This is a genomic window from Mesorhizobium sp. C089B (genome assembly GCF_030323125.1).
GTDB lineage: Bacteria > Pseudomonadota > Alphaproteobacteria > Rhizobiales > Rhizobiaceae > Mesorhizobium.
Map to the genome: position 1 here is coordinate 1167265 of NZ_CP100469.1, position 20317 is coordinate 1187581.

General features: G+C 62.7%; 22 protein-coding genes and 1 pseudogene. 15 read left to right on the plus strand and 8 right to left on the minus strand.

Going from position 1 to position 20317, the window contains the following annotated elements; translation table 11 throughout:
• The first annotated feature begins 87 nt into the window (after positions 1-87).
• Positions 88-1005 carry an alpha/beta hydrolase family protein gene (locus NLY44_RS06000; RefSeq protein ID WP_023806478.1) on the plus strand — a complete coding sequence of 306 codons (918 nt, stop codon included), beginning with the start codon at positions 88-90 and terminating at the stop codon, positions 1003-1005.
• Positions 1006-1081: 76 nt separating this feature from the next.
• Complete coding sequence (locus tag NLY44_RS06005) at positions 1082-2287, plus strand: epoxide hydrolase family protein (protein ID WP_245263863.1); 1206 nt, start codon at positions 1082-1084, stop codon at positions 2285-2287.
• Positions 2288-2323: 36 nt separating this feature from the next.
• Here the strand turns inward: NLY44_RS06005 and NLY44_RS06010 are convergent, their stop codons facing one another.
• A complete protein-coding gene (locus tag NLY44_RS06010; protein WP_023726913.1) occupies positions 2324-3382 on the minus strand; it encodes a DUF1176 domain-containing protein in 1059 nt (352 codons plus the stop codon).
• Between the two features lie 124 nt (positions 3383-3506).
• On the opposite strand from NLY44_RS06010, the gene NLY44_RS06015 reads away from it, so the two are divergent.
• Entirely contained in the window at positions 3507-4013 is a 507-nt protein-coding gene (locus NLY44_RS06015; protein ID WP_023669071.1) for a DUF1993 domain-containing protein, read from the plus strand.
• 75 nt (positions 4014-4088) lie between these two features.
• On the opposite strand, the gene NLY44_RS06020 is transcribed toward NLY44_RS06015, so the two are convergent.
• Positions 4089-4253, minus strand: coding sequence for a hypothetical protein (locus NLY44_RS06020; RefSeq protein ID WP_023690170.1), 165 nt, complete (start codon positions 4251-4253; stop codon positions 4089-4091).
• Between the two features lie 329 nt (positions 4254-4582).
• On the opposite strand from NLY44_RS06020, the gene NLY44_RS06025 reads away from it, so the two are divergent.
• The 3 genes from NLY44_RS06025 (at position 4583) to NLY44_RS06035 (ending at position 7634) form a co-directional block, all read left to right on the plus strand.
• Positions 4583-5137, plus strand: coding sequence for a hypothetical protein (locus tag NLY44_RS06025; RefSeq protein WP_245263864.1), 555 nt, complete (start codon positions 4583-4585; stop codon positions 5135-5137).
• Positions 5138-5251: 114 nt separating this feature from the next.
• The gene (locus tag NLY44_RS06030) at positions 5252-6319 is read left to right on the plus strand and encodes an aldo/keto reductase (RefSeq protein ID WP_023806479.1); all 1068 of its coding nucleotides are present in this window, start codon (positions 5252-5254) and stop codon (positions 6317-6319) included.
• Positions 6320-6371: 52 nt separating this feature from the next.
• Positions 6372-7634, plus strand: a complete 1263-nt coding sequence (locus tag NLY44_RS06035; protein WP_023690167.1) for a cysteine desulfurase-like protein — start codon at positions 6372-6374, stop codon at positions 7632-7634.
• Positions 7635-7638: 4 nt separating this feature from the next.
• On the opposite strand, the pseudogene NLY44_RS06040 reads toward NLY44_RS06035, so the two are convergent.
• The 5 genes and pseudogenes from NLY44_RS06040 to NLY44_RS06060 all read right to left on the minus strand — a co-directional run bounded on the left by NLY44_RS06040 (position 7639) and on the right by NLY44_RS06060 (position 13321).
• Positions 7639-8666, minus strand: a pseudogene (locus tag NLY44_RS06040) (histone deacetylase family protein).
• A complete protein-coding gene (locus NLY44_RS06045) occupies positions 8663-9166 on the minus strand; it encodes a GNAT family N-acetyltransferase (RefSeq protein ID WP_031251395.1) in 504 nt (167 codons plus the stop codon). Before NLY44_RS06045 ends, NLY44_RS06040 begins: the two are co-directional and overlap by 4 nt.
• Before the next feature lie 208 nt (positions 9167-9374).
• Positions 9375-10304, minus strand: coding sequence for a 3,5-dioxohexanoate:acetyl-CoA acetone transferase (gene kce / locus NLY44_RS06050; RefSeq protein WP_023697592.1), 930 nt, complete (start codon positions 10302-10304; stop codon positions 9375-9377).
• A 10-nt stretch (positions 10305-10314) separates the two neighbouring features.
• Positions 10315-11688, minus strand: coding sequence for an aminotransferase family protein (locus NLY44_RS06055; protein ID WP_023690163.1), 1374 nt, complete (start codon positions 11686-11688; stop codon positions 10315-10317).
• Between the two features lies 1 nt (position 11689).
• Positions 11690-13321, minus strand: a complete 1632-nt coding sequence (locus tag NLY44_RS06060; protein WP_023806481.1) for a N,N-dimethylformamidase beta subunit family domain-containing protein — start codon at positions 13319-13321, stop codon at positions 11690-11692.
• Between the two features lie 169 nt (positions 13322-13490).
• Here NLY44_RS06060 and NLY44_RS06065 point away from each other — a divergent pair, with 169 nt between their 5' ends.
• The 6 genes from NLY44_RS06065 to NLY44_RS06090 all read left to right on the plus strand — a co-directional run bounded on the left by NLY44_RS06065 (position 13491) and on the right by NLY44_RS06090 (position 17569).
• Entirely contained in the window at positions 13491-13739 is a 249-nt protein-coding gene (locus NLY44_RS06065; RefSeq protein WP_023694150.1) for a ParB N-terminal domain-containing protein, read from the plus strand.
• 117 nt (positions 13740-13856) lie between these two features.
• Positions 13857-14813 (plus strand): alpha/beta fold hydrolase, encoded by a 957-nt coding sequence (locus NLY44_RS06070; RefSeq protein ID WP_023690161.1) that lies wholly within the window; start codon positions 13857-13859, stop codon positions 14811-14813.
• A 186-nt stretch (positions 14814-14999) separates the two neighbouring features.
• A complete protein-coding gene (locus tag NLY44_RS06075) occupies positions 15000-15398 on the plus strand; it encodes a GFA family protein (protein ID WP_023684918.1) in 399 nt (132 codons plus the stop codon).
• 116 nt (positions 15399-15514) lie between these two features.
• Entirely contained in the window at positions 15515-15706 is a 192-nt protein-coding gene (locus NLY44_RS06080) for a hypothetical protein (RefSeq protein ID WP_023669058.1), read from the plus strand.
• A 137-nt stretch (positions 15707-15843) separates the two neighbouring features.
• The gene (locus NLY44_RS06085; RefSeq protein WP_023684920.1) at positions 15844-16908 is read left to right on the plus strand and encodes a glycoside hydrolase family 25 protein; all 1065 of its coding nucleotides are present in this window, start codon (positions 15844-15846) and stop codon (positions 16906-16908) included.
• A 154-nt stretch (positions 16909-17062) separates the two neighbouring features.
• A complete protein-coding gene (locus NLY44_RS06090) occupies positions 17063-17569 on the plus strand; it encodes a DUF2314 domain-containing protein (protein WP_023700830.1) in 507 nt (168 codons plus the stop codon).
• Here NLY44_RS06090 and NLY44_RS06095 read toward each other — a convergent pair.
• On the minus strand, positions 17559-18518 hold the full coding sequence (locus tag NLY44_RS06095; protein ID WP_023806482.1) for a LysR family transcriptional regulator: 960 nt from the start codon (positions 18516-18518) through the stop codon (positions 17559-17561). The two genes, NLY44_RS06090 and NLY44_RS06095, sit on opposite strands and share 11 nt — an antisense overlap.
• Before the next feature lie 65 nt (positions 18519-18583).
• On the opposite strand from NLY44_RS06095, the gene NLY44_RS06100 reads away from it, so the two are divergent.
• Genes NLY44_RS06100 through NLY44_RS06110 form a run of 3 tightly spaced genes read left to right on the plus strand, consistent with a single transcriptional unit; the run spans position 18584 to position 20314 of the window.
• Positions 18584-18796 (plus strand): hypothetical protein, encoded by a 213-nt coding sequence (locus NLY44_RS06100; RefSeq protein WP_023697599.1) that lies wholly within the window; start codon positions 18584-18586, stop codon positions 18794-18796.
• A 28-nt stretch (positions 18797-18824) separates the two neighbouring features.
• Positions 18825-19433: a class I SAM-dependent DNA methyltransferase gene (locus NLY44_RS06105; RefSeq protein WP_023806483.1), complete on the plus strand. Its 609-nt coding sequence runs from the start codon at positions 18825-18827 to the stop codon at positions 19431-19433.
• Positions 19430-20314, plus strand: coding sequence for a DMT family transporter (locus NLY44_RS06110; RefSeq protein WP_023806484.1), 885 nt, complete (start codon positions 19430-19432; stop codon positions 20312-20314). Before NLY44_RS06105 ends, NLY44_RS06110 begins: the two co-directional genes overlap by 4 nt.
• Positions 20315-20317 lie beyond the last annotated feature (3 nt).

Here is a 20317-nt window from a genome sequence, read left to right on the forward strand (position 1 = left end):
AGGGGGGAGATCAGCAGCCTCGATGGCGGCGTCTATCCTGCAGCTTTGAAGATTGGCGGAAGGCGGCGTGATATCCAATCTCCCCCCTTGAGGGGGAGATGGCCGGCAGGCCAGAGGGGGGCGGCCGCGCTCCATACCCTTCTGGTTTCACTCCTTTTCCTGTTCTCAGCCGCCCCAGCCGACGCGCTCGAGCTAAAACCCTACAAGGACGATCTCTTCGCCTATCCGGCGACGCTCTCGTCCACGGACAAAGGCGCCTACACGATCATCGACTACCAGGAGCTGCGCGACATCAACGCCCGCGACCAGGTGCCGGAGCGCCGGGTGCAGGCTAAGTATGTCGATGTCGGCGTGCGCAAGGTGCAGCAGGACCTGCTGCTGAACACCGATGCCGGCGATGTCAGGCATGTCGCTGTCGGCAAGACCGAGGGCGCCGGCATCATCGTGCTTTACCTGCACGGGCAGGGCGGCAGCCGCAAGCAGGGCGTCGACGACTTCACCTTCGGCGGCAACTTCAACCGAATCAAGAACCTGATGGCCGGCAATGGCGGCCTCTATCTCTCACCCGATTTCACCGATTTCGGCGACAAGGGCGCGGCCCAGGTCGCGGCGCTGATCGGCCATTATGCCGAGGCCTCGCCGGACGCGAAAATCTTCGTCGCCTGTGGCTCGATGGGCGGCGCGCTGTGCTGGAAGCTGGCCGGCCGCAGCGATACGGGACGGCGCATCAACGGGCTGCTGCTGCTCGGCTCGCTATGGGATGACAGTTTCCTGTCGAGCCCGGCTTACAGGCGTCACGTGCCGGTGTTCTTCGGCCAGGGCAGCAAGGACCCGGTCTTTCCCGTGGAGAAGCAGGAAGCCTTCTTCCGTTCCATCATTGCGAGTTCCAAAGCCTATCCCTATCCGACCCGGTTCGTCCGGTTCGAGACCGGCACCCACGGCACGCCGATCCGCATGGTGGACTGGCGCCAAACGCTGAACTGGATGCTGTCGAAGGCGCCTTGAGGCATATCGCCCAGAGGTGCCCGTTGGTTTTGGTGATCGTGGTTCGGCCGATATCCTCTTACTGGTGTAGGCTGATATGATCCAACAGATCGGAAGCACAGCGATGGACGCTCACCCCTTCAAGATCCAAATTCCGAACGAACAACTTGAAGATCTCCAGCGCCGGCTTAGCGCAACACGATGGCCAATTCCGCTAAGCGAAGCGGGCTGGAGCGATGGGGCCGAGCTGCCGTTCATCAAACGCCTTGCGGATTACTGGCGAGACCGCTTCGACTGGAGAGTGCAAGAGGAGCGGCTGAACCGGCTGCCGCAATATCTGACGAGGCTGAACAACCTAGATGTCCACTTTGTCCACCAGCCAGGCAACGGACCGGCGCCGCTGCCGCTGATCATAACGCATGGCTGGCCCGGCTCGTTCATCGAAATGGAACACGTCATTCCATTGCTGGCAGACCCAGCTGCCCATGGTGGTGACCCGGCCGACGCTTTCCACGTGGTAGTTCCCTCCTTGCCCGGATACGGCTTTTCCCAGGCGCCGACGGAACCAGGCTTCCATTCCGGCCGCATCGCGGAGTTATGGGTACAGTTGATGCGCGGGCTCGGCTACGACCGCTTCGCTTCCCAAGGAGGCGACATCGGCGCGGGCGTTTCCGCCTGGATGGCACGGCTCCATTCCGAAAGCGTGCTTGGCGTCCACGTCAATTACATTCCCGGGAGCTATCGGCCACCCTTGGGTGCAGGTCTGCCACCTGTCACCGTTGAGGAGCAGGCCTTTCTGGAAAAGGCCGCGGCCTGGACGGCAACGGAGGGCGCCTATGCCCATCTGCAGGGCACGAAGCCTCAGACGCTTGCTTATGCTCTGACAGACTCGCCGATCGGTCTCGCAGCCTGGATGATCGAGAAGTTCCGTAGCTGGAGCGATTGCGACGGTGACGTGGAGCGCACCTTCGGCATGGACACGCTCCTTACGGATGTTTCTCTCTATTGGTTCAGCAACGCGCTCACCTCGTCCTTGCGGCTCTACAAGGAGAATCGACTGTTCCCTCTTGCGTTCGAGACGCTGGAACGCGTTTCGCCGCCATTTGGGGTAGCGCTTTTCCCTCGCGAGTTGCCGATGCCGCCTCGATCCTGGGTGGCGCGGGTCTTTGACGTTCAGCGATGGACATCGATGCCGCGAGGGGGCCATTTCGCTGCGCTGGAGGAACCGAGTCTTCTGGTCGAGGACATTCGCGCCTTCTTCCGGCCGATGCGTTCCCGGCCTGAAACGAGAAGGCGAATGTGAAGGACTGCTTGAGCGCGGCGGTTCCTGATAAGATCCCTACGGCGCGGTGTTGTAGTCGACCACCGTCTGCGGGTTCTCCTCGCCATCGTAAGACGCGTCCACATCATATTGGACGAGGGAAAAATCGCCGTTACGGAACAGGTATATCCCCTTGTCCGAGGCGTCGCCGATGCCGCGCCATTTGTTGAACGTGGTCAGCGTCTTGGCGTCTTCGTCATATTCGGAATTGGCCGCCCAGCCGGATGTGCGGAAGCCGATGATATCCATGCCCAGCAGTTTGCCGTCGCTGTCATTGTTCTCGTAACGGATATCCATTTCGGGCTCGGTGAACTGCAACTGCCGCACGCCCGATACTTCGTCGGTCATGTAGTAGACCGAACTTGCGTTATAGGCTGCCGCTTGGCAGTAGAACTCGAAAAGCCGCGTTTCCTTGTCGGGATCGCTGGCAGCCGCGTCCTTTGCCTTGTATTTGATCGAAAAGATGTTCGGCTCCTCGCCGAGAAATTGCTTGTCACACTGATCGCCATAATCAGCGGCGAACAGTTTCTTCACGTGCTCGAGTGCGGTGTCCTTCTTCGGCGGCGGCGGCCCGTCACCACAGCTTGGCGGCAGCGCCCCCTCGAAATCGGCCTTGGATGGCTTCAGCGCGCCCTTGTCGATAAAGATCGGTCGGAACGGCGGGGCCTGGATCTGAGCGCTGACCTGGCGCAGCGTGTAGCAGCCGGCGAAGACTGCTTCCTTGCCGTCCTTGTCGGTGGCGCGGATGGCCACCGGGACGCTGTAATAGATGCTGCCGGCGGCACCTTCATCGGAAATGGCGCCGGTTTCAACGTCGACCTTGTCGGTGCCGTCATAGCCCTTGACGAAAGTGTCGAAATCCTTTGCCGGCTTGGTATCGCCGTAGTAAGCCCAGGCGCGGGCGAATTCGTGCCGGTTGATGGCACTGTAGAGCGAACGGACCACCGCTGCGGCATCCGACCTGTCGTCGACATAAGGTGCCTGGTCATCGGTCGCCGGGTCATCATCGGCCAACAAAGCTTGGCTGGATACAGCAAGGGAGAAAAAAGCGGTCGCTGCCAGAAAGACAAGTCTCATCGGGGATCTCCACCACGACAGGATTCTATCACATCGATTGCGGCGACGTGGTGACGCTTGAAAAATCCTCCGGGAAGGCGCTACGTCCCGCCGTCGGCGCTTCAGCCGCAATGGAGATTTGAACGTGACACTATCGATGTATGAAGCCTCGGTGCCGGTGTTTTCGGCCAGGCTGAAGGCGCTGTCCGGCGTGCTGTCGGCGGCCGAACAGAATGCAACCGAGCGCAAGATCGACCCGCAGGTGTTTTTGACCGCGAGGTTGGCGCCCGACATGTACGCGCTGGTCAGGCAGGTGCAGGTCGCCACCGACCACGCCAAGGGCGCGCCATCACGGCTGGCCCGTCGCGAGGTGCCGAAATACGAAGACAATGAAGCGACCTTCGCCGAGCTTCAGGCGCGCCTGACCAAGACGCTCGATCTGCTGGCGTCATTCTCGGCCGCCGAATTCGATGGTTCGGATGAAAGGGTGGTCGAACTGAAGTTTGGCCAGCGCGAAGCCTCGATGCCCGGCATGCAGTATCTGCTGCATGTCGCCATGCCCAACTTCTATTTCCACGTGACCACCGCCTACGACATCCTGCGCCACAATGGCGTGCCGCTGACCAAGGGCGCCTATCTCGGTAATCGTTGACGAATTGCGCGTTGCGAGGTTTCCCGGCCGCTGCCGGGAAACTTCGTATGACGCTGGTTCAGCGCCAAGGCTTACTCAACGCAGTGACATTTCGCGCGCGATGCGTGGGAAATCGGCCGGCTTGACGCCGATGTCGGCGCGGTCGGCATTGCTCATCGAGTGCAGCAGTGCCAGGGCGGAACGATAACGCTGATGCTCCTGCGGACGCGGACGGGCAAACATTTCAGTGAAGAACCCCATGATTCGGCCCCTTGTTGATCCTCCACGGCGCCGAATATAGGAAAATTGTGAAGATTGTGCAGTGCAGCATTTGCATGGCAGCCATGCCAAGCGAATTTTTTTCGGCACAATTGCCGCGTGCGCTGAAACTTGTGGCGCATCCCCACCGTATGCATAGACGCTGGCACATGGCCGGCTTTTCCTCGCCACTCCTGGCGAATTTCCGGACTGCATGCAAATGCAGTCCGGCTTTTTGTTGGGTCTTGCACATCGCCAACCGGGCCGCGCAAGCCTCGCAAACGCCTAAACTGGTTAAGATCAGCGGCATTCATTTTTAACGAGCCGGTTCTATGCTGCGACCGGCTCTGTTCGCACGCTTAAACGAGGGGGAGGCTGACATCGGCGCCAAGCGGGATTTCGCTTCCTTGCTCGACGATCTGTTCGTCGCCTCCGACAAGGACGAGGCTGGCGCGCAGACGAGCGGCGATACTGGCGCGCGGCCGTCGATCCCGTTCGACTATCTCTCCGTGGCCGACGAGCTTCATTCCGGCCGCATCAAGGTCTCGGGGGAAACATTCGCCGCCGAATACCGCGAGGCGGGAGCCGATCTCGCCGCCGAATTCGCGGCCCTTCTCGATCATGCCAAGCTGGCGCTGGCCGGCGAAGAGACAATGCCCGAGGAGAAGCTGCCGCCGATCGATCCTGACGCGATCGCCATCGAGCTCGGCCTCGATCATCCCGTCAAGAGCGCTGACCTTGGCCGCATGCGCCGCAGCTTCGCCTTCGCCAACCACCCCGACCGCGTCGCGCCGCATCTGCGCCAGCGCGCAATGATCCGCATGCAGGTGGCCAACATGCTGATCGACGAGGCCAAGCGGCGCGCTTTGGCTGGCGTCCGGCGCTGACTTCCAGGGTTCACGCAAAAGTCGGTCCGCTAAGGGTTGGAGAGCGGCGCCGCTTTCCCTATAGATGCGGCTTCCTTCCCGCGTAGCCGCGCAATTCCCGCCGGAGAAAATTCGATGCATAAACGCCGTCTCGGTCGGACCGATCTTCTTGTGACCCAGATCTGCCTGGGGTCGATGACCTGGGGCGAGCAGAACACCGAGGCCGATGGCCATGCGCAGATGGATCTGGCTTTTGAACGTGGCGTGAATTTCATCGACACCGCCGAGCTCTACCCGATCCCGCCCAAGGCCGAGACGCAGGGGCGCACGGAAAAGATCATCGGCAGCTGGATGAAGGCCAAGGGCAACCGCGACAAGGTGATCCTGGCCTCGAAGGTGGTCGGCCGCACCGCCAACAGCTGGTTTCGTGGCGACCGTCCGTCGAAATTGGTGCGCGCCGACATCTTTGACGCCATCGACAAATCGCTGGCCAAGCTCGGCACCGACTATCTCGACCTCTACCAGATCCACTGGCCGGAGCGCGACATCCCCTGGGGCGCCAACCCGACCCGCGTCGGCGCCACGCCGCGCCGCGCCGACGCGGTTGGCGCGCCGGCCGGCGAGACGCCGATCGCCGAGACGCTGGCCGTCTTCGACGAACTGGTGAAGGCGGGAAAAATCCGCCATCTCGGCCTGTCCAACGAAAATTCCTGGGGCGTGATGCGCTTCATCGCCGAGGCCGACAAAGGCGTCGGTCCGCGTGTCGTTTCGCTGCAAAACGCATACAACCTCGTCAACCGCACATTTGAGGTGAACCTCGCCGAAGTCTGCGACCGCGAAGAGGTTGGCTTTCTCGCCTATTCGCCGCTGGCGCAAGGCTATCTCACCGGCAAATACGATCATGGCGCGCGGCCGCAAGGTTCGCGCTCGCAGCTGTTCAACCGCGGCCAGCGCTATGAGACGCCGAATGCGGCGGAGGCGCAGCTCGAATACAACGAACTGGCGCGCTCCTTCGGCCTCGAACCGGCGCTGTTCGCCAACGCCTATGTCGCCAGCCGACCCTTTGTTACCTCCAGCATCATCGGCGCGACGACGATTGCCCAGCTCGAGATGGCGCTGTCCTCAGTCGACGTGACCTGGACCGACGAGATGCAGAAGGCCGTCGACGCAATCCATCAGCGCGTCGGCAATCCGTGCCCATAGGCAAGCCGTTCGAACGAAATTGCCGAGCAAACACAAGGGTAAGGGGACAGCAATGGATTTTCCGATCGAGACCGTCAGGGGGAAATTTCCGGCGCTGGACCTGACCGACAAGGGCCGCCGGCGCATCTATCTCGACAATCCGGCCGGCACGCAGGTGCCACAGGCGGTTGCCGATGCGGTGGCGCGCTGCCTCCTCACCACCAACGCCAATCTCGGCGGTTATTTCGAAACCACGCTTGCCGCGCAAAAGGTGTTCGACGACGCCCATGAGGCGATGGCCGATTTCCTGGGTGCAGCGAGCGCGGAGGAAATAATCATCGGCGCCAACATGACGACGCTGACCTATCACATGTCGCGCACGCTCGGCCGCGGCTTCAAGCCGGGCGACGAGATCATCGTCACCCGCATGGATCATGAGGGCAATGTCTCGCCCTGGCTGCAACTGGCCGAAGATCTTGGCCTCTTGGTGCGCTTCCTGCCTTTCGACGAGAACAGCTGGCAGGTCGAGGAGGCGGCGCTCAGCGCTCTGCTTACCGACAGGACAAAACTCGTTGCGCTGAACTATGCCTCGAACCTCACCGGCTCGATCAATCGGGTGAAAGCGCTGACGGCCATCGCCAAACAGGCCGGCGCGGTGGTCTATGTCGACGCCGTGCAGTTCGCGCCGCATGGGCTGGTCGACGTGCAGGATCTCGGCTGCGACTTCCTGATCTGCTCGGCCTACAAATTCTTCGGCCCGCATATGGGCATATTGTGGGGACGCCGCGACATCATCGATGCGCTGCAACCCTACAAATGCCGTTGCTCTTCCAATGGCCTGCCGGAGCGCTTCGAACTCGGCACGCCGCAGATCGAACTGATGGCCGGGCTTACCGCAGCGGTCGATTACTTCGCCGAACTCGGTGCTGCGGCCGGCGAGGGCGGTTCGCGAAGGCAAAAGATCGCAAAGGCATACGAAGTGTCGATCGCCTACGAAAACCCGCTGGCGCTGAGGCTGATCGATGGGCTGTCCGCCATTGAGGGCCTGACCATCCGCGGCATCACCGATCAGAAGCGTGTCATTGAGCGCGTGCCGACCGTGTCCTTCACCGTCGACGGCATCGTGCCAGAGACGATCGTGCGGCAGATGAATGCCGAGAACATTTTTCTATGGTCGGGTCACAACTACGCCTGGGAGATCGTCCACCATCTCGGCATTCCGGCCGAGCAGGGCGTCGTGCGCATCGGTATTGCCCACTACAACACGGCGGCAGAGATCGACGAGACGTTGGAAAGCGTGCACCGGGTGATCGCCATGCTGAGGCAGCAGCGCTAGTCAGCTATCGCTGTTTGCCGCCGAAACCGGTGAGGAACGCCGTGAGATTGTCGCCGAGCGCGTCGCAAAGATAGCCGCCTTCCTGGACGATAACCGTCGGCAGGCCGAGCTTGGCAATTGCCTCGCCGATCCGCGAGAAACCGGGCGTGGTCACCGAAAGCCCGCCGAACGGATCGCCCTCGAACGCATCGAGACCGAGCGCCACGACCAGCGCGTCCGGCGAAAAGGCGCGGATACGCTGGAACGCCACTTCGAGGGCCTCCAGAAACGCCGCGTCGGCTGATTTGCGCGGCAATGGCAGGTTGAAATTATAGCCGAGGCCCGGACCTTCGCCGCGCTCATCGGCATGGCCCAGAAGAACGGATAGAAGCGCACCGGATCGGCGTGCAGCGACACCGTCAGGACGTCGGAACGCGTATAAAAGATGCCTTGCGTGCCATTGCCGTGATGCAGGTCGACATCGAGGATCACCACCCGCGCTGCCTGCTTGCGCAACACCTGGGCCGCGACCGCTGAATTGTTGATGAAGCAGAAGCCGCCGGCGACATCGGCAAAGGCATGGTGCCCGGGTGGCCGGCAGAGCGCATAGGCGGCGGGCGCGCCAGCCATGACGGTTTCAGCCGCCTCGACCGCGCTCCAGGCGCTCCACAGCGCGCTCTGCCAGGTCTCGGCCGAAATCGGGCAAGCGGTGTCGGCCATGTGGTAGCCGGCCTGGCCGACCGCCGAGGCCGGATAGGACCCTGTGCGGGCCAGTGGATGGATGTTGGGGATGACTTCCGCGGATGCGCTCTCGATGCGCTGCCAGCGCGCAAAAATGTGTTCGAGGAAGGCGAGATACTCCGGCGTATGCACGGCCGCCACCGGGCCTAGGCCATGTTCCCTGGGCCGCTCGATCATCAATCCGGCGGATTTTGCGCCGGCGAACAATCGCTCTACCCGCTCCGGCTGTTCGGGATTGGGCTGCGGCGTACCGCTGGACAGAAAGGCCTTCGGGTCGTGGCGTTTCTGCTCCTCGGCAAAGAAGGCTTTCATTCCGCGTCCCCATCCTGCGCTGCATCGGCAAAGGCGAAAAAGGCATCGCCAACAATCTTCTGCGTCTGCTCGTAGCTCGACCAGGCGATGCCCAGTCTCTCATAAAAAGCCTTGGCGCCGTCATTGCCGGTGTCGACGGACAGCCTGAGATAGGCGCCGCCATCCCGGCGGCAGTCGCGCGCGACCCGGCGCAGCAGTCTTTCGCCGATCTTGCGGCCGCGAAACCGGTCCTCGACATAGAGGTCCTGGATATAGACGCCGGGCCGCCCCATCCATGTCGAGAAGATCGGGAAATGCAGGCAGAGCCCCGCAAAATCGCCGCCGATCTCGGCGATCAGGGTGGAGAAGGCGGGTTTGTCGCCAAAGCCGTAGCGGCGGAGATCGTCGGCAGTGGACGTGATCTCCTGATGCGCGCCGATATGGGTGCCGAGCTTGAGCAGCGCGGCATGGATGGTGTCGACGTCGTCGATGGTGCCGGGGCGGAGGGTGACTGTACTCACGATAGGCAAGGCGCCCAGGCACCCCCCGCTGTCCTGCCGGACATCTCACCCTCAAGGGGGAGATTGGCAGCTTTGGCGCTGCCATCCATTTTGCAACGATTGAGATTGGCGAAGGCCGCAGTGACATCCGATCTCCCCCCTTGAGGGGGAGATGGCCGGCAGGCCAGAGGGGGGTGTGCCAGAACGCCATCATCGCAGATCAATCATCTCAAAACGCCACCCTATCGCCACCCTTCAGCGCCAGCATCTCGCGCGCCTCGGTCGGCGTTGCGACTTCCAGCGACAACCCGTCGAGAATGGCGCGTATCCTGCGCACCTGATCGGCATTGGATTTCGCCAATTGCCGTCCATCGTAGAGACTGTCCTCCAGCCCGACGCGGACATTGCCGCCCATCGCCGCCGCGATCGAGATCAGGGGCATCTGATGGCGGCCGGCGGCGAGCACCGAGAACTGGTAGCTGTCGCCGAACAGCTTGTCGGCGATGCGCTTCATATGGATGAGATTGTCGGGATCGGCGCCGATGCCGCCGAGAATGCCGAGCACGAACTGGATGAACAGCGGCCCCGACACCAGCCCGCGGTCGCGAAAATGCGCCAGCGAATAGAGATGGCCGACATCGTAGCATTCGAACTCAAAGCGCGTGCCGCAGCCCTTGCCGAGCCTTTCGAGCACGCCTTCCATATCGGCAAAGGTGTTCTTGAAGATGGTGTCGCGCGTGGCTTCGAGCAGCTTTGGTTCCCACTCGTGCTGCCACTCCCTTGGCTTGTCGAGCATCGGGAACAGCGCGAAATTCATCGAGCCCATGTTGAGCGAGCACATTTCCGGCTCGGCCCGCAGTGGTGCCGCCAGCCGCTGGTCGAGCGTCATCAGCGACGAACCGCCGGTGGTGATGTTGATCACCGCATCGGTCGCTTGCTTGATGCGCGGCAGGAACTGCATGAACACCTCAGGATCGGCGGTCGGCCGGCCGTCTTTGGGATCGCGGGCGTGGAGATGCAGGATTGAGGCGCCAGCCTCGGCCGCCGCGATGGCGTCGGTCGCGATCTGGTCCGGCGTCACCGGCAGATAGGGCGACATGGACGGGGTGTGCACCGAGCCAGTGACCGCGCAGGTGATGATGACTTTCCTCGGCGCCATTCTTTAGCCCTCAGCCTTCGACCGGCAGGTCGAGTTCGGCGGCCAGAACTTCCAGCGAATCGCCGATGATGGAAATGATCTCGCCGACCTCTTCAGCCGTGACGATCATCGGCGGCGCCACCATGAAATTGTCGCCGTCGACACCGCCCTTGACCCTGCGGCCGTAGATGATCAGCCCGCGCTCGTAGGCGAGGTCGAGCAGGCGCTGCGTGGCTTTCTTGCCCTGTTCGATCGGCCGTAGAGTTTCGGGATCGGCAACCATCTCGGCGCCGGTGAGCAGGCCTTTGCCTCGGACATCGGCGATGAACGGAAAACGCTTCGCCAGCCCTTTCAGCCCGTCCATCAGCACGTCGCCCATCGCGGCGGCATTGGCGATCAGGTCGAGGCGGTCCATCTCGCCGAGCACGGCGAGCCCGGCCGCGCAGGCGAGCGGATTGCCAGCATAGGTGTGGCCATGCTGGAAGCCGCCCGACGCCAGCAGCGGCTCGACCAGCCGCATCGGGGCGGCCAGCGCGCCGAGCGGCGCATAGCCGGAGCCAAGCCCCTTCGACAGCGCGACGATGTCGGGCTTGCAGTTCCAATGGTCGCCGCCAAGGAATTTTCCGGTGCGGCCGGCGCCGCTCATCACTTCATCATGGATGAGCAGGATGCCGTAGCGGTCGCAGATCTCGCGTATACGCGGATAATAGCTGTCCGGTGCGACGAGGGCCGAAGTCGCCGCACCGCCGATCGGCTCCATGATGAAGGCGAGCACGCTGTCCGGGCCCTCGGCCTGGATCTTCTCCTCCAGCATGTCGGCATAGCGGACGCCGCGCTGCTCCATCGAAAGATTGTCGCGGTCGCGCCATGCCGTCGGCGCCGGCACGGTCGGCATCACCCGCATCATCGGTGTGAACGTTTCGGCCAGCGCATCGTCGCCGGTTATCGAAAGCGAACCCAGCGTGCCGCCATGATAGGAGGGAAAACGCGTGATAACCTTCCAGCGCTTCGGCTGGCCGGTCGCGACCGCCCATTGCCGCGCCAGCTTGATGCAGGATTCCGTCGCCTCCGAACCGCCGGAGACGAAGAAGATTCGGTCCATGCCCTCCGGCAGTTTGCCGGCGAGCTCCCGCGCCAGTTCTTCCGCCGGCTCGTTCTCGAAATGCAGGCGGTAGGCGAAGGTGGCGCGGTCCATCTGCCGCTTCATGGCGTCGAGCACGTTGCGGTTGGAATGGCCGATATTGGCGACCATCGGTCCGCTCGATCCGTCGATGAAGCGGCGGCCGTCCTGCGTCCACATATAAATGCCTTCGGCGCGGTCGATCAGCGGCCGGCGCAGGCTGGAGAGGTAGAACAGGTGCGAGGGCGCGCGCGTTTCTGAACCAGTTGATGAGGGCTTCTGCATGTCAGGACTTTCCGAGGTAGCGATCGATTACATTCCTGGTCACGCGCTCGACCATGGGATCCTGCCTGAGCAGGCCGGCGACCCATTCGCAGCTTCCGGCGTGGAAAACCTCGCCCTTGCCGCGCGGAAAATTGACGATCATGCCGTTGCCGCGTTTGACCTTTTCCAGATTGGCGTCGGTCGCCTCGCCAAACAGCGTTTCGGCCGTAAAGCGGCCATCCTCGTCGGTGAGAAACTGGTCCTCGATCGGGATGTCGGCGCTTTCCTCGACCTGGCTCGCCACGCCGACGGCCAGCACCTGCAGCCCGTCAGGCGCACCGCTGTCCGGTGTCGGATAGGGCAGGCCGCCGCGGATCTCGAAATCGAGCCCGTCGACCTCATAGCCATAGACATGGCTGTCGGCGCCGAGCAGGTCGCCATAGTACATGCCGGTGCCGGCAAAGGCCCAGTGCTCGGGCCGATAGACCGGAAAGCCGCGCACGCCGCGCGGTGCGCATCCGCCCCAGCCGGCATAGACGCCGCGCGTTGCGTTGAGGCCGAAGGTCATTGCGCCGGGACGGCCGATCTCCGGCGCTTCCCAGGAATTGGTGGCGCGGGTGACGTCGCCGCCATAGGCCGGGTCTTCGGCGCGCGCCCGGTATTTGTAGCAGACCTGCCGGCGGCCTTCGTCCTCGAGCCTTGTCTGCCACATGAAATTGCCGGCAAAGCGAGCCGCATGACCGCCGCGCTCGACGTAGCTGTCGACGGCGTCCCGCATCTCCCAGGTCCAGTACTCGTCATGGCCGACGAAGACCACACAGTCATAACCATCGAGGATTTCGGGCGAGAAGTGCAAATCGTGCTGGCTGGCGAGATCGACGCCATAGCCGGCGCGCTCGGCAAAGCGGAAGAAGTGGCTGTCATAGCTCGCCCAGCCGGAGGAGGTGTATTTCTTCGAATGTCCCGTGGCGTACGCCCATTCCATGTGCGGATAGCGCGGCACTGTTTTCGGCGGCACGGCAACCTCCAGCGGCACGCGCGGCGCGTCCTTGGGCAACACCACGAAGCCACGGCACCAAGGCCGCTGCGTCGACACCATGCGCGCATACTGGTCGCGGCCCGGGCCGGTGATGCCCTGATAGGCGTTGGAGCCGCCCCATGTGTTGTAGGACAGCCAGGTGCCGGTCGCCGCCACCTGCAGCACGCGACCGGGTTTTCTGCCGGGCAGGGGCGCGACGATGATGAGGTGATGGCAATGGATGGGCTCGCGCCCGTCCGCCGTCAGCGTCAGCCGATAGGCGCCGGATGGCCAATCGTCGCCGATGCGAAATTCGAAAGACGCCTCCCAGCCGCAGCCTTCGACCGAGCACTGGTCGGGCGTATCCTGCCAGCGCGCCGAAAGCCCCGTTTGCTCGAAGACCTTTATCTCGCTGCCGCCGTCGCGGACAATGACAATGCTGAAGCGCGGCGCCGTCGAGCTGACATGCAGCGTCACGGTCTCGCCGGCGCGGTAGGAAAATCGATCAGAATAGCACCAGATCTCGCCCCGCTCGCCGTCCATTCCCGGCCATTCATAGTAATGGCCGCGCACTGCCTCGCGGCGCTGCTCGGGCGTCAGTCCGAAATCGGGAAATTCGGTTGGCAGATGGGTCATGAACACCGGAAAAGTGACAGGCCGCCATTTCGGCCATCTGCCGGCCAAGCGTCAAATGGAAACGATCGGGCCAGCAATTGCATACGACACAATTGCTTGGCCGCTCTTGGCCGCACCCGGCAAACCGACTATCTCAGGCGAGGCGGTATGTTCCGCCTCGGGAGCCGGCATGCTGAGAGTGCAGAAGGTCAAGGTCGACGACATCTACGTGCCGACGGCGCGCAAGAAGACGCTGCATCCCGAAACGGTCCGGCACCTGGCCGAAGACATACTGGAAAACGGCATGAAGACGCCGATCCAGGTTCGCAATGACGGCAAGCGCCACATCCTGGTCGAGGGCCTGCACCGGCTGGAAGCCGCCAAATGGCTCGGCGAGACCGAGATCGACGCCTATCTGGTGCAGGCCAAGCGCCACTGAGGCGCGCGACCCGATCGAAAACAGCCAAACCGGTCATTCTTCCGCGGATTTTTTCGCAGGGCATGTCGGCATGCGGCGTGCTCGCTCGTCCTTGGGGCGGAACCCGAGGAGACCGACATGTCCAGACCAATCTATTTCGCCATTCTTGCCTCGGTCGCTGCCTTGTTTGCAGCGCCCGGCCCAGCCAATGCAGTGGAGACCAAGCCCGCCATGACCACCGAAGCAACAGCCATGCCGAAGCCGGAAAAGTCCGGCCTGCTGCCGATCGACGGCCTGAATTACTACTATGCCGTCTACGGCAAGGGCGAACCGCTGCTTCTGCTGCATGGCGGCCTTGGCACGTCGGACATGTTCGCGCCGCTGCTGCCGAAGCTGGCGGAAAACCGCACCATCATTGCCGTCGACCTGCAGGGCCATGGCCGCACCGCGCTCGGCGAGCGACCCTTCAGCCTGGAGGGGATGGGCGACGACATGGCTGGTATCGTCAAGGCGCTCGGCTATGACAAGGTCGACGTGCTTGGCTATTCGCTGGGCGGCGGCGTCGCCTTCCGTATGGCCGTCCAGCATCCCGAGACGGTGAGACGTCTGGTCCTGGTCTCGACCGGCTTCGCCGCCAATGGCTTCTATGACGAGATGCGCGGCCAGCAGGCGCAGGTGAGCGCGGCCGCCGCCGATTTCATGAAGGACACGCCGATGTACAAATCCTACGTCGCCGTCGCCCCACGTCCCGACGATTTCCCTAAACTGCTCGATGCGCTGGGCAATTTCATGCGCAAGGATTACGACTATTCCGCCGATGTGGCGAAGCTGAAGATGCCAGTCATGCTGGCCTATGGCGACAGCGACATGTACAAGCCCGAGCACGAGATCAAGTTCTACCAGATGCTCGGCGGCGGGCTGAAGGATGCCGGCTGGATGCGTGAGAACCTGTCGCAGAACCGGCTGGCCATCATTCCCAATCGCACCCACTACGACGTCTTCTTCGCACCGGAGCTGACGGCCGCGGCACTGCCCTTCCTCAATGGCGAAACCAAGGTGAAGACCTGGGACGAAGTCCTCAGCGAAACGAAATAGCTTGCCTGAAATACATGCCGGCCGTCTCGAAGAGGCGGTCGGCTTTTTTGTGCCTGCGAAGCTACGGAGCCTTGGCGCAGCCATTGGTCCTATCGGCGCAATCGATGGCGCCATCAGGGCTTTTCAATTGACCGGAAGGTACCTGTCGATATCATCAAGAGACCTTCAGTGCGATGGGTTCGAATGATGACGAAATACCAGGGCGGATGCCATTGCGGGGCAGTGCGCTACGGCACCGAGGCGGCGCCGCTCAACCAGCGCGTCTGCCATTGCCGGCGCTGCCAGAAGGTGATCGGCGCGGCTTTCAATGCCCGCCTTTTGTTTCGCATCGACGATGTCACCGTCGAGGGAGAGGTGGCGACGGTCAACACCTCTCCGGACCTCAAGCGCGGCTTTTGCGCCGCTTGCGGCACCACGCTGTTTTCCCGACGCGACTCCGCCGGCATCGTCGGCATCACCACCGGCTCGCTCGACGATCCCTCGCTGTTCAAGCCGGAAATGCATATGTGGACCGCCTCGAAGCAGCCCTGGCTGCAACTCGATGACGGCCTGCCGCACCATGAAGGCGCGCCGCCTCCGAACTGACGCCGGCCTTACCGGAAATTAATCCCGAAACCACGACATAGCCGGCAAAGCGTCATTGGCGGGCCATGATTGCCTGCCTATCTGTCCTCTGCGGGCCGGTATCGAGGAGACGACCGATGAGCGACAGAATCAGCACCCTGGACGAGCTTTTGAGCGATCCGATGGTCCTCCTCGTGATGGAGCGTGACCGCGTGCGCCCCGAACAGGTTCGCCTGCTGCTCGAACGTGCCCGCCGCCCGGCCGCCGACGCCGTGCCACCGGCGCATGTGGTGGCGAAAAGCTGCATGCAGCAATGGCTGGGAAGGTAAGGCTATGATCCTTCGTCCGGCCAATTCCTAACAACTTGATTCAAACTTTGTTGGTAATTTCTCGTTAGTAATCGAGGCCGGTTTGTCCGGCGGCGTCTGTTTGCCTTCGGTCTGTTGTGTTTTGCGTACAGGTCCAGATGCGGATTTCAGGCGTCGTCAGTTTCATGTTGGCATCGCTGTGGCTTGCCGGCTGTTCGTCCACAGCGGGCGTCGATGGCTTGCAGCCGTCGAACGAGACGACCAGTTCGGTCGTGCGTCCGAGCGCGCCGGTCACAGCGGCTCCGGCGGAGACCGCCGACCTCGCGCCGATGCGGTCCGACATGGTGGCCGACAACGCTGTGGCCGACAATGCGCCGCCCTTTTCCATGGTCGAGGAAGAAGAGGCCATCGTCGCGGGCACGCCGCAGGGGAGCACCAGACCACAGCTCGAGCCCGCCGCTCTGATGTCTGCGCCGAAGCGGTTGACGCGCGCTGCGCCGGCCATGCTGGCCTCGCCGGTCACCCGCTACGGTTTTCGCGACGCCAAGCCGATCAATTTCGGCAAGGCTTCGCCACGCTACCTTGCCGTCCACGGCGTCGACGTCTCGCGCTGGCAGGGCAATGTCAACTGGGGCAAGCTGCGCGCCCAGGGCGCCAACTTCGCCTACATCAAGGCGACCGATGGCGGCGACCATCTCGACCCGATGTTCATGAAGAACTGGCGCAATGCCGACGCCGCCGGGCTGAAGCGCGGCGCCTATCATTTCTTCTACTGGTGCCGCACCGCGGGCGAGCAGGCCGACTGGTTCATCCGCAATGTGCCGAGGGTCGAAGGCGCGCTGCCACCGGTAATCGATGTCGAGTGGAACGGCGAATCTTCCTGCAAGCGGCGGCCGTCGCGGGCCACCGTGCTGGAAAAGATGAAGGTGTTCATGGACAAGCTGGAGCGCCATTACGGCCAGCGGCCCATCATCTACACCGCACCGGATTTCTATCGCGACAATCTCAAGGGTGCGTTTCTCGATTATCCGTTCTGGCTGCGCGCCGTGGCGCGGCATCCCTCAAAAGTCTATCCCGGCCGCAAATGGCTGTTCTGGCAGTACTCCGGCTCCGGCCTGTCGCACGGCGTGACCGGCCGCATCGACCTCAACGTCTTCCATGGCGACGAGCGCGCCTGGCGGGCATGGGCAGGCGGGCAGACGACCGTCGCCGACGCCGACTGAACGTCAGGCCGGTGTCGGTGCGCCTGCGCCGCCTGCCGCTGCGCCTTGGGTTGAATTTTCAGCGTCTCGCTAACGATCCGCTCACTCTGTCCTTTAGCGGTATCGCAACAGCCTTCCGGTAACGTGCCCGTGATCGGGTTTTCGGAGGGATCCATTGCGCAATCCAGTTGTGGCTGTCGCACTTGCCGCCGCCGTCGGCTACGGGTTTTTCAGTTCGCTCGGCCACATGCCGGGCGGAAGTGGCGCTTCGCTGGCGGAGTCGAAGCAGAACGTCGTGTCCTATTCCACCGAGGACAAGGCGATGCAGGCCGCCAAGGACAGCGGCCGCTCGACCCTCAAGCGCTTCCACGAACTGATGGACGCCGGCACGCCGGGCACCTACACGGTAAAATTCCCGCTGACCCAGAACGGCGCCACCGAGCATATCTGGCTGCAGCTGGTGGGCTACAGCGAAGGCTCCTATATCGGCCTGCTTGCTGACGTGCCGGTCAATGGCAACAAGTACAAGATGGGCGACAGGATGACGGTAACCGAGGCCGACGTCGAGGACTGGATGATCAAGAACGGCAAGGTGATCTACGGCGGCTACACCACGCGCCAGGCGCTTGCGGATATGCCGAAGGAGCAGGTTGCAAAGTACGGGTTGACCTTCAAGGACTGAGGGTTGAGGCGGGGGCGAGTTTTATCGCGGTGCCTAGAGGGCTGTCGCGCTTTTCGCGTTCGCGTATCTCTGCCGTCTGCGCCAGCACCCAGTCGCGAAACACCTTGATTTTGGGCACGTTGCGGCGGCTCTCCAGATGCACCAGCCAATAGCCGTCGCCGTCCGATCCAAGCACGCCGAATGGCTGTATCAACTGGCCCTTTTCCAACAGGGCGCTGTAAAGGTTTCTGGTGAGGATCGCGGCGCCCTTGTCGGTCAGCGCCGCCATCGCATCATAGGCCTGCGTACCCAGCTTCGGGCCAGCGATGACGCGATCGGGCTCCAACGGCACGCCGGCAGCCTTGAACCAGATTTCCCACCAGGGATCGTCGGCACAGCATAGCGGCACTTGGTAGAGATCCTCGGGGCGGTGGATGCCGCCGACGCTTTCGGCGAGTCTCGGGCTGAGCATCGGCGTATAGTCCGCCTTGAACAGATAGTGAGCCGTCAGGCCCGGCCATTTTCCACTGCCGGTGCGAATGCCGACATCCATGTCGCCGCGCGTGAAATCGGCCAGCCCGTGCGATGTATTCACCTTCACGGCAAGATCGGGATGCATCAGCTGGAATGTTCCAAGCCATACGGCCAGCCAGTTCGATGCGAAGGTTTCCATGGTCGTCACCGACAGCACCCCGGTCGCTCCACCCTTGGTGGCGACCCATGCGTCGGCCAGGGTCGAGAACGCGCCTGTTGCGTGCGGCGCCAGCTGCTGTCCGGCCTCGGTCAGCGCGATCTGCCTTGTTTTTCTTATAAAAAGCGGCGTTCCGGCACGTTCTTCCAGCACCTTTATCTGATAGCTGGCAGCTGATTGGGTCATGCCGAGTTCTTCGGCTGCCTTGGTGAAACTGCCCAGCCGGGCCGCGGCTTCAAAGACCCTGATGGCTCCTAATGGTGGTAGTTCCCAGCTCATGACGCATCAATCCCGCTGATGCATACTACGCGACGTTCGATTGGAAACCAAGCCCGGAAAACGGCATGCTGCATTCATCGGATCAAACCCTGGAGGATACGGCAATGACCACCACCATCGCTCTCTACAACACGCTTCGCCGCCCGGTGCTCGACCTCTTCACCGCGCCGTTCAGGCCTCGCAAGCGCGGCCTGCTCGACCGCCGCTCGCTGTCGGATCATTTCCTCAGGGATATCGGTATGCTTGACGGACGCGTGCCTCCCGGCACCATTGGCTAAGCAAGCTCTTTGACCAGGGGAGGGAAAGATGACTGTGCCATCCGAGGATCTGGCGAAGAGCCGCGAAACGATCAACGCCTATGAGTACTATGCCGAACGCTACGACGCTCTGGTGCGGCACGTTCCGAACCAAAGAGAACAGAAATGGCTAAAGCGCCTGGTGAAGATCGCCGGCAAAGGTGGCCGGATTCTGGAAGTCGGTTCGGGACCCGGATACGATGCGGACTTCGTCGAAGGGCTCGGTGTCCAGGTTCGGCGCACAGACGCAACGAAGCGGTTTCTCGAGTTGCAGGCCGCACGCGGCAAGCATGGTGAGGTTCTCGATCTCATCACCGACGATCTCGGCGGCCCCTACGACGCGGTGCTCGCATTGTGCGTCCTGATCCACGTGCCGCGCGAGCAGGCCGACCAGGTGCTTGCCAAGATTGCCGGGTCGCTGCGGCCGGGCGGCGCCTTCCTCGTCTCGATGCGCATTGGCGATGGCGAGAAGAGCGGCGAATATCATACGGTCTACTGGCGCAGGGACGACTTCGCGGCCCGCCTTGAAAACGCCGGGCTGGTCCTTGTCGGAGACGAATTCAACGTCGGCCGCGATCGCGAAGAGTGGACCACCTTTCTGGCTGTGAGGCCGTCATGACGCGCCGCGGACTGTTTTTGTTCGTGCTGCTCAGCCTCCTGTGGGGCATTCCCTATTTGTTGATCAAGCTGGCGGTTGCCGAGGTGTCGGTGCCCTTCCTGGTCTTTGCCCGAACAGCCGTCGGCGCCCTGGCGCTGCTGCCCTTCGTCCTTGTCCAGCGCAGTTTCGGATGGCTGAAGACACATTGGCGGGCGGTCGCCGCATTCTGTCTGGTCGAGATGATCCTGCCATGGGGGCTGATCACCCATGGCGAAGTCAGCATCGACAGTTCCACCGCCGGACTGCTGATTGCCATGACGCCGGCCGTAACCGTCGCGCTCTCAAAGCTGATGGGCTCGGATGAGCGGCTGGGGATACGCCGCTGGACTGGCCTTTTCCTCGGTTTTGCCGGTGTCTTCGTGCTGGCGCTGCCGACCTTGGGTGGCGGATTTCTCGCGGTCGTCGAGATTCTCATGGCCGCAGCCTGCTATGCCTCGGGTTCGATCATCGCGTCGCGCTGGCTGAACGATGTGCCGGCAACCTCGCTGACGGCAGTCTGTCTGGCAGGGGCCGCGCTGATCTACGCCGTGCCGGCGGCGTTGGCCTGGCCGGCGGCCATGCCGTCGACAACGGTGGTTGGCGCAATCCTCGGTCTTGGCGTGTTTTGCACGTCGATTGCCTTCGCCACCTATTTCCTGCTGGTGCGGGAGATCGGCCCCGAACGGGCGGTCGTCATCACTTATGTGGCGCCCGCCGTCTCCGTGGCAGCCGGCGTGCTCGTCCTTTCGGAGCCGCTCGATATCGGCATTGTCGCGGCCTTCGCGCTCATCCTGTGCGGATCATATCTCGGCACGTGGCGCGCTCCGCCAGAACCGTCCGTGTCCGCGACCTCGGCAAGTTGACTG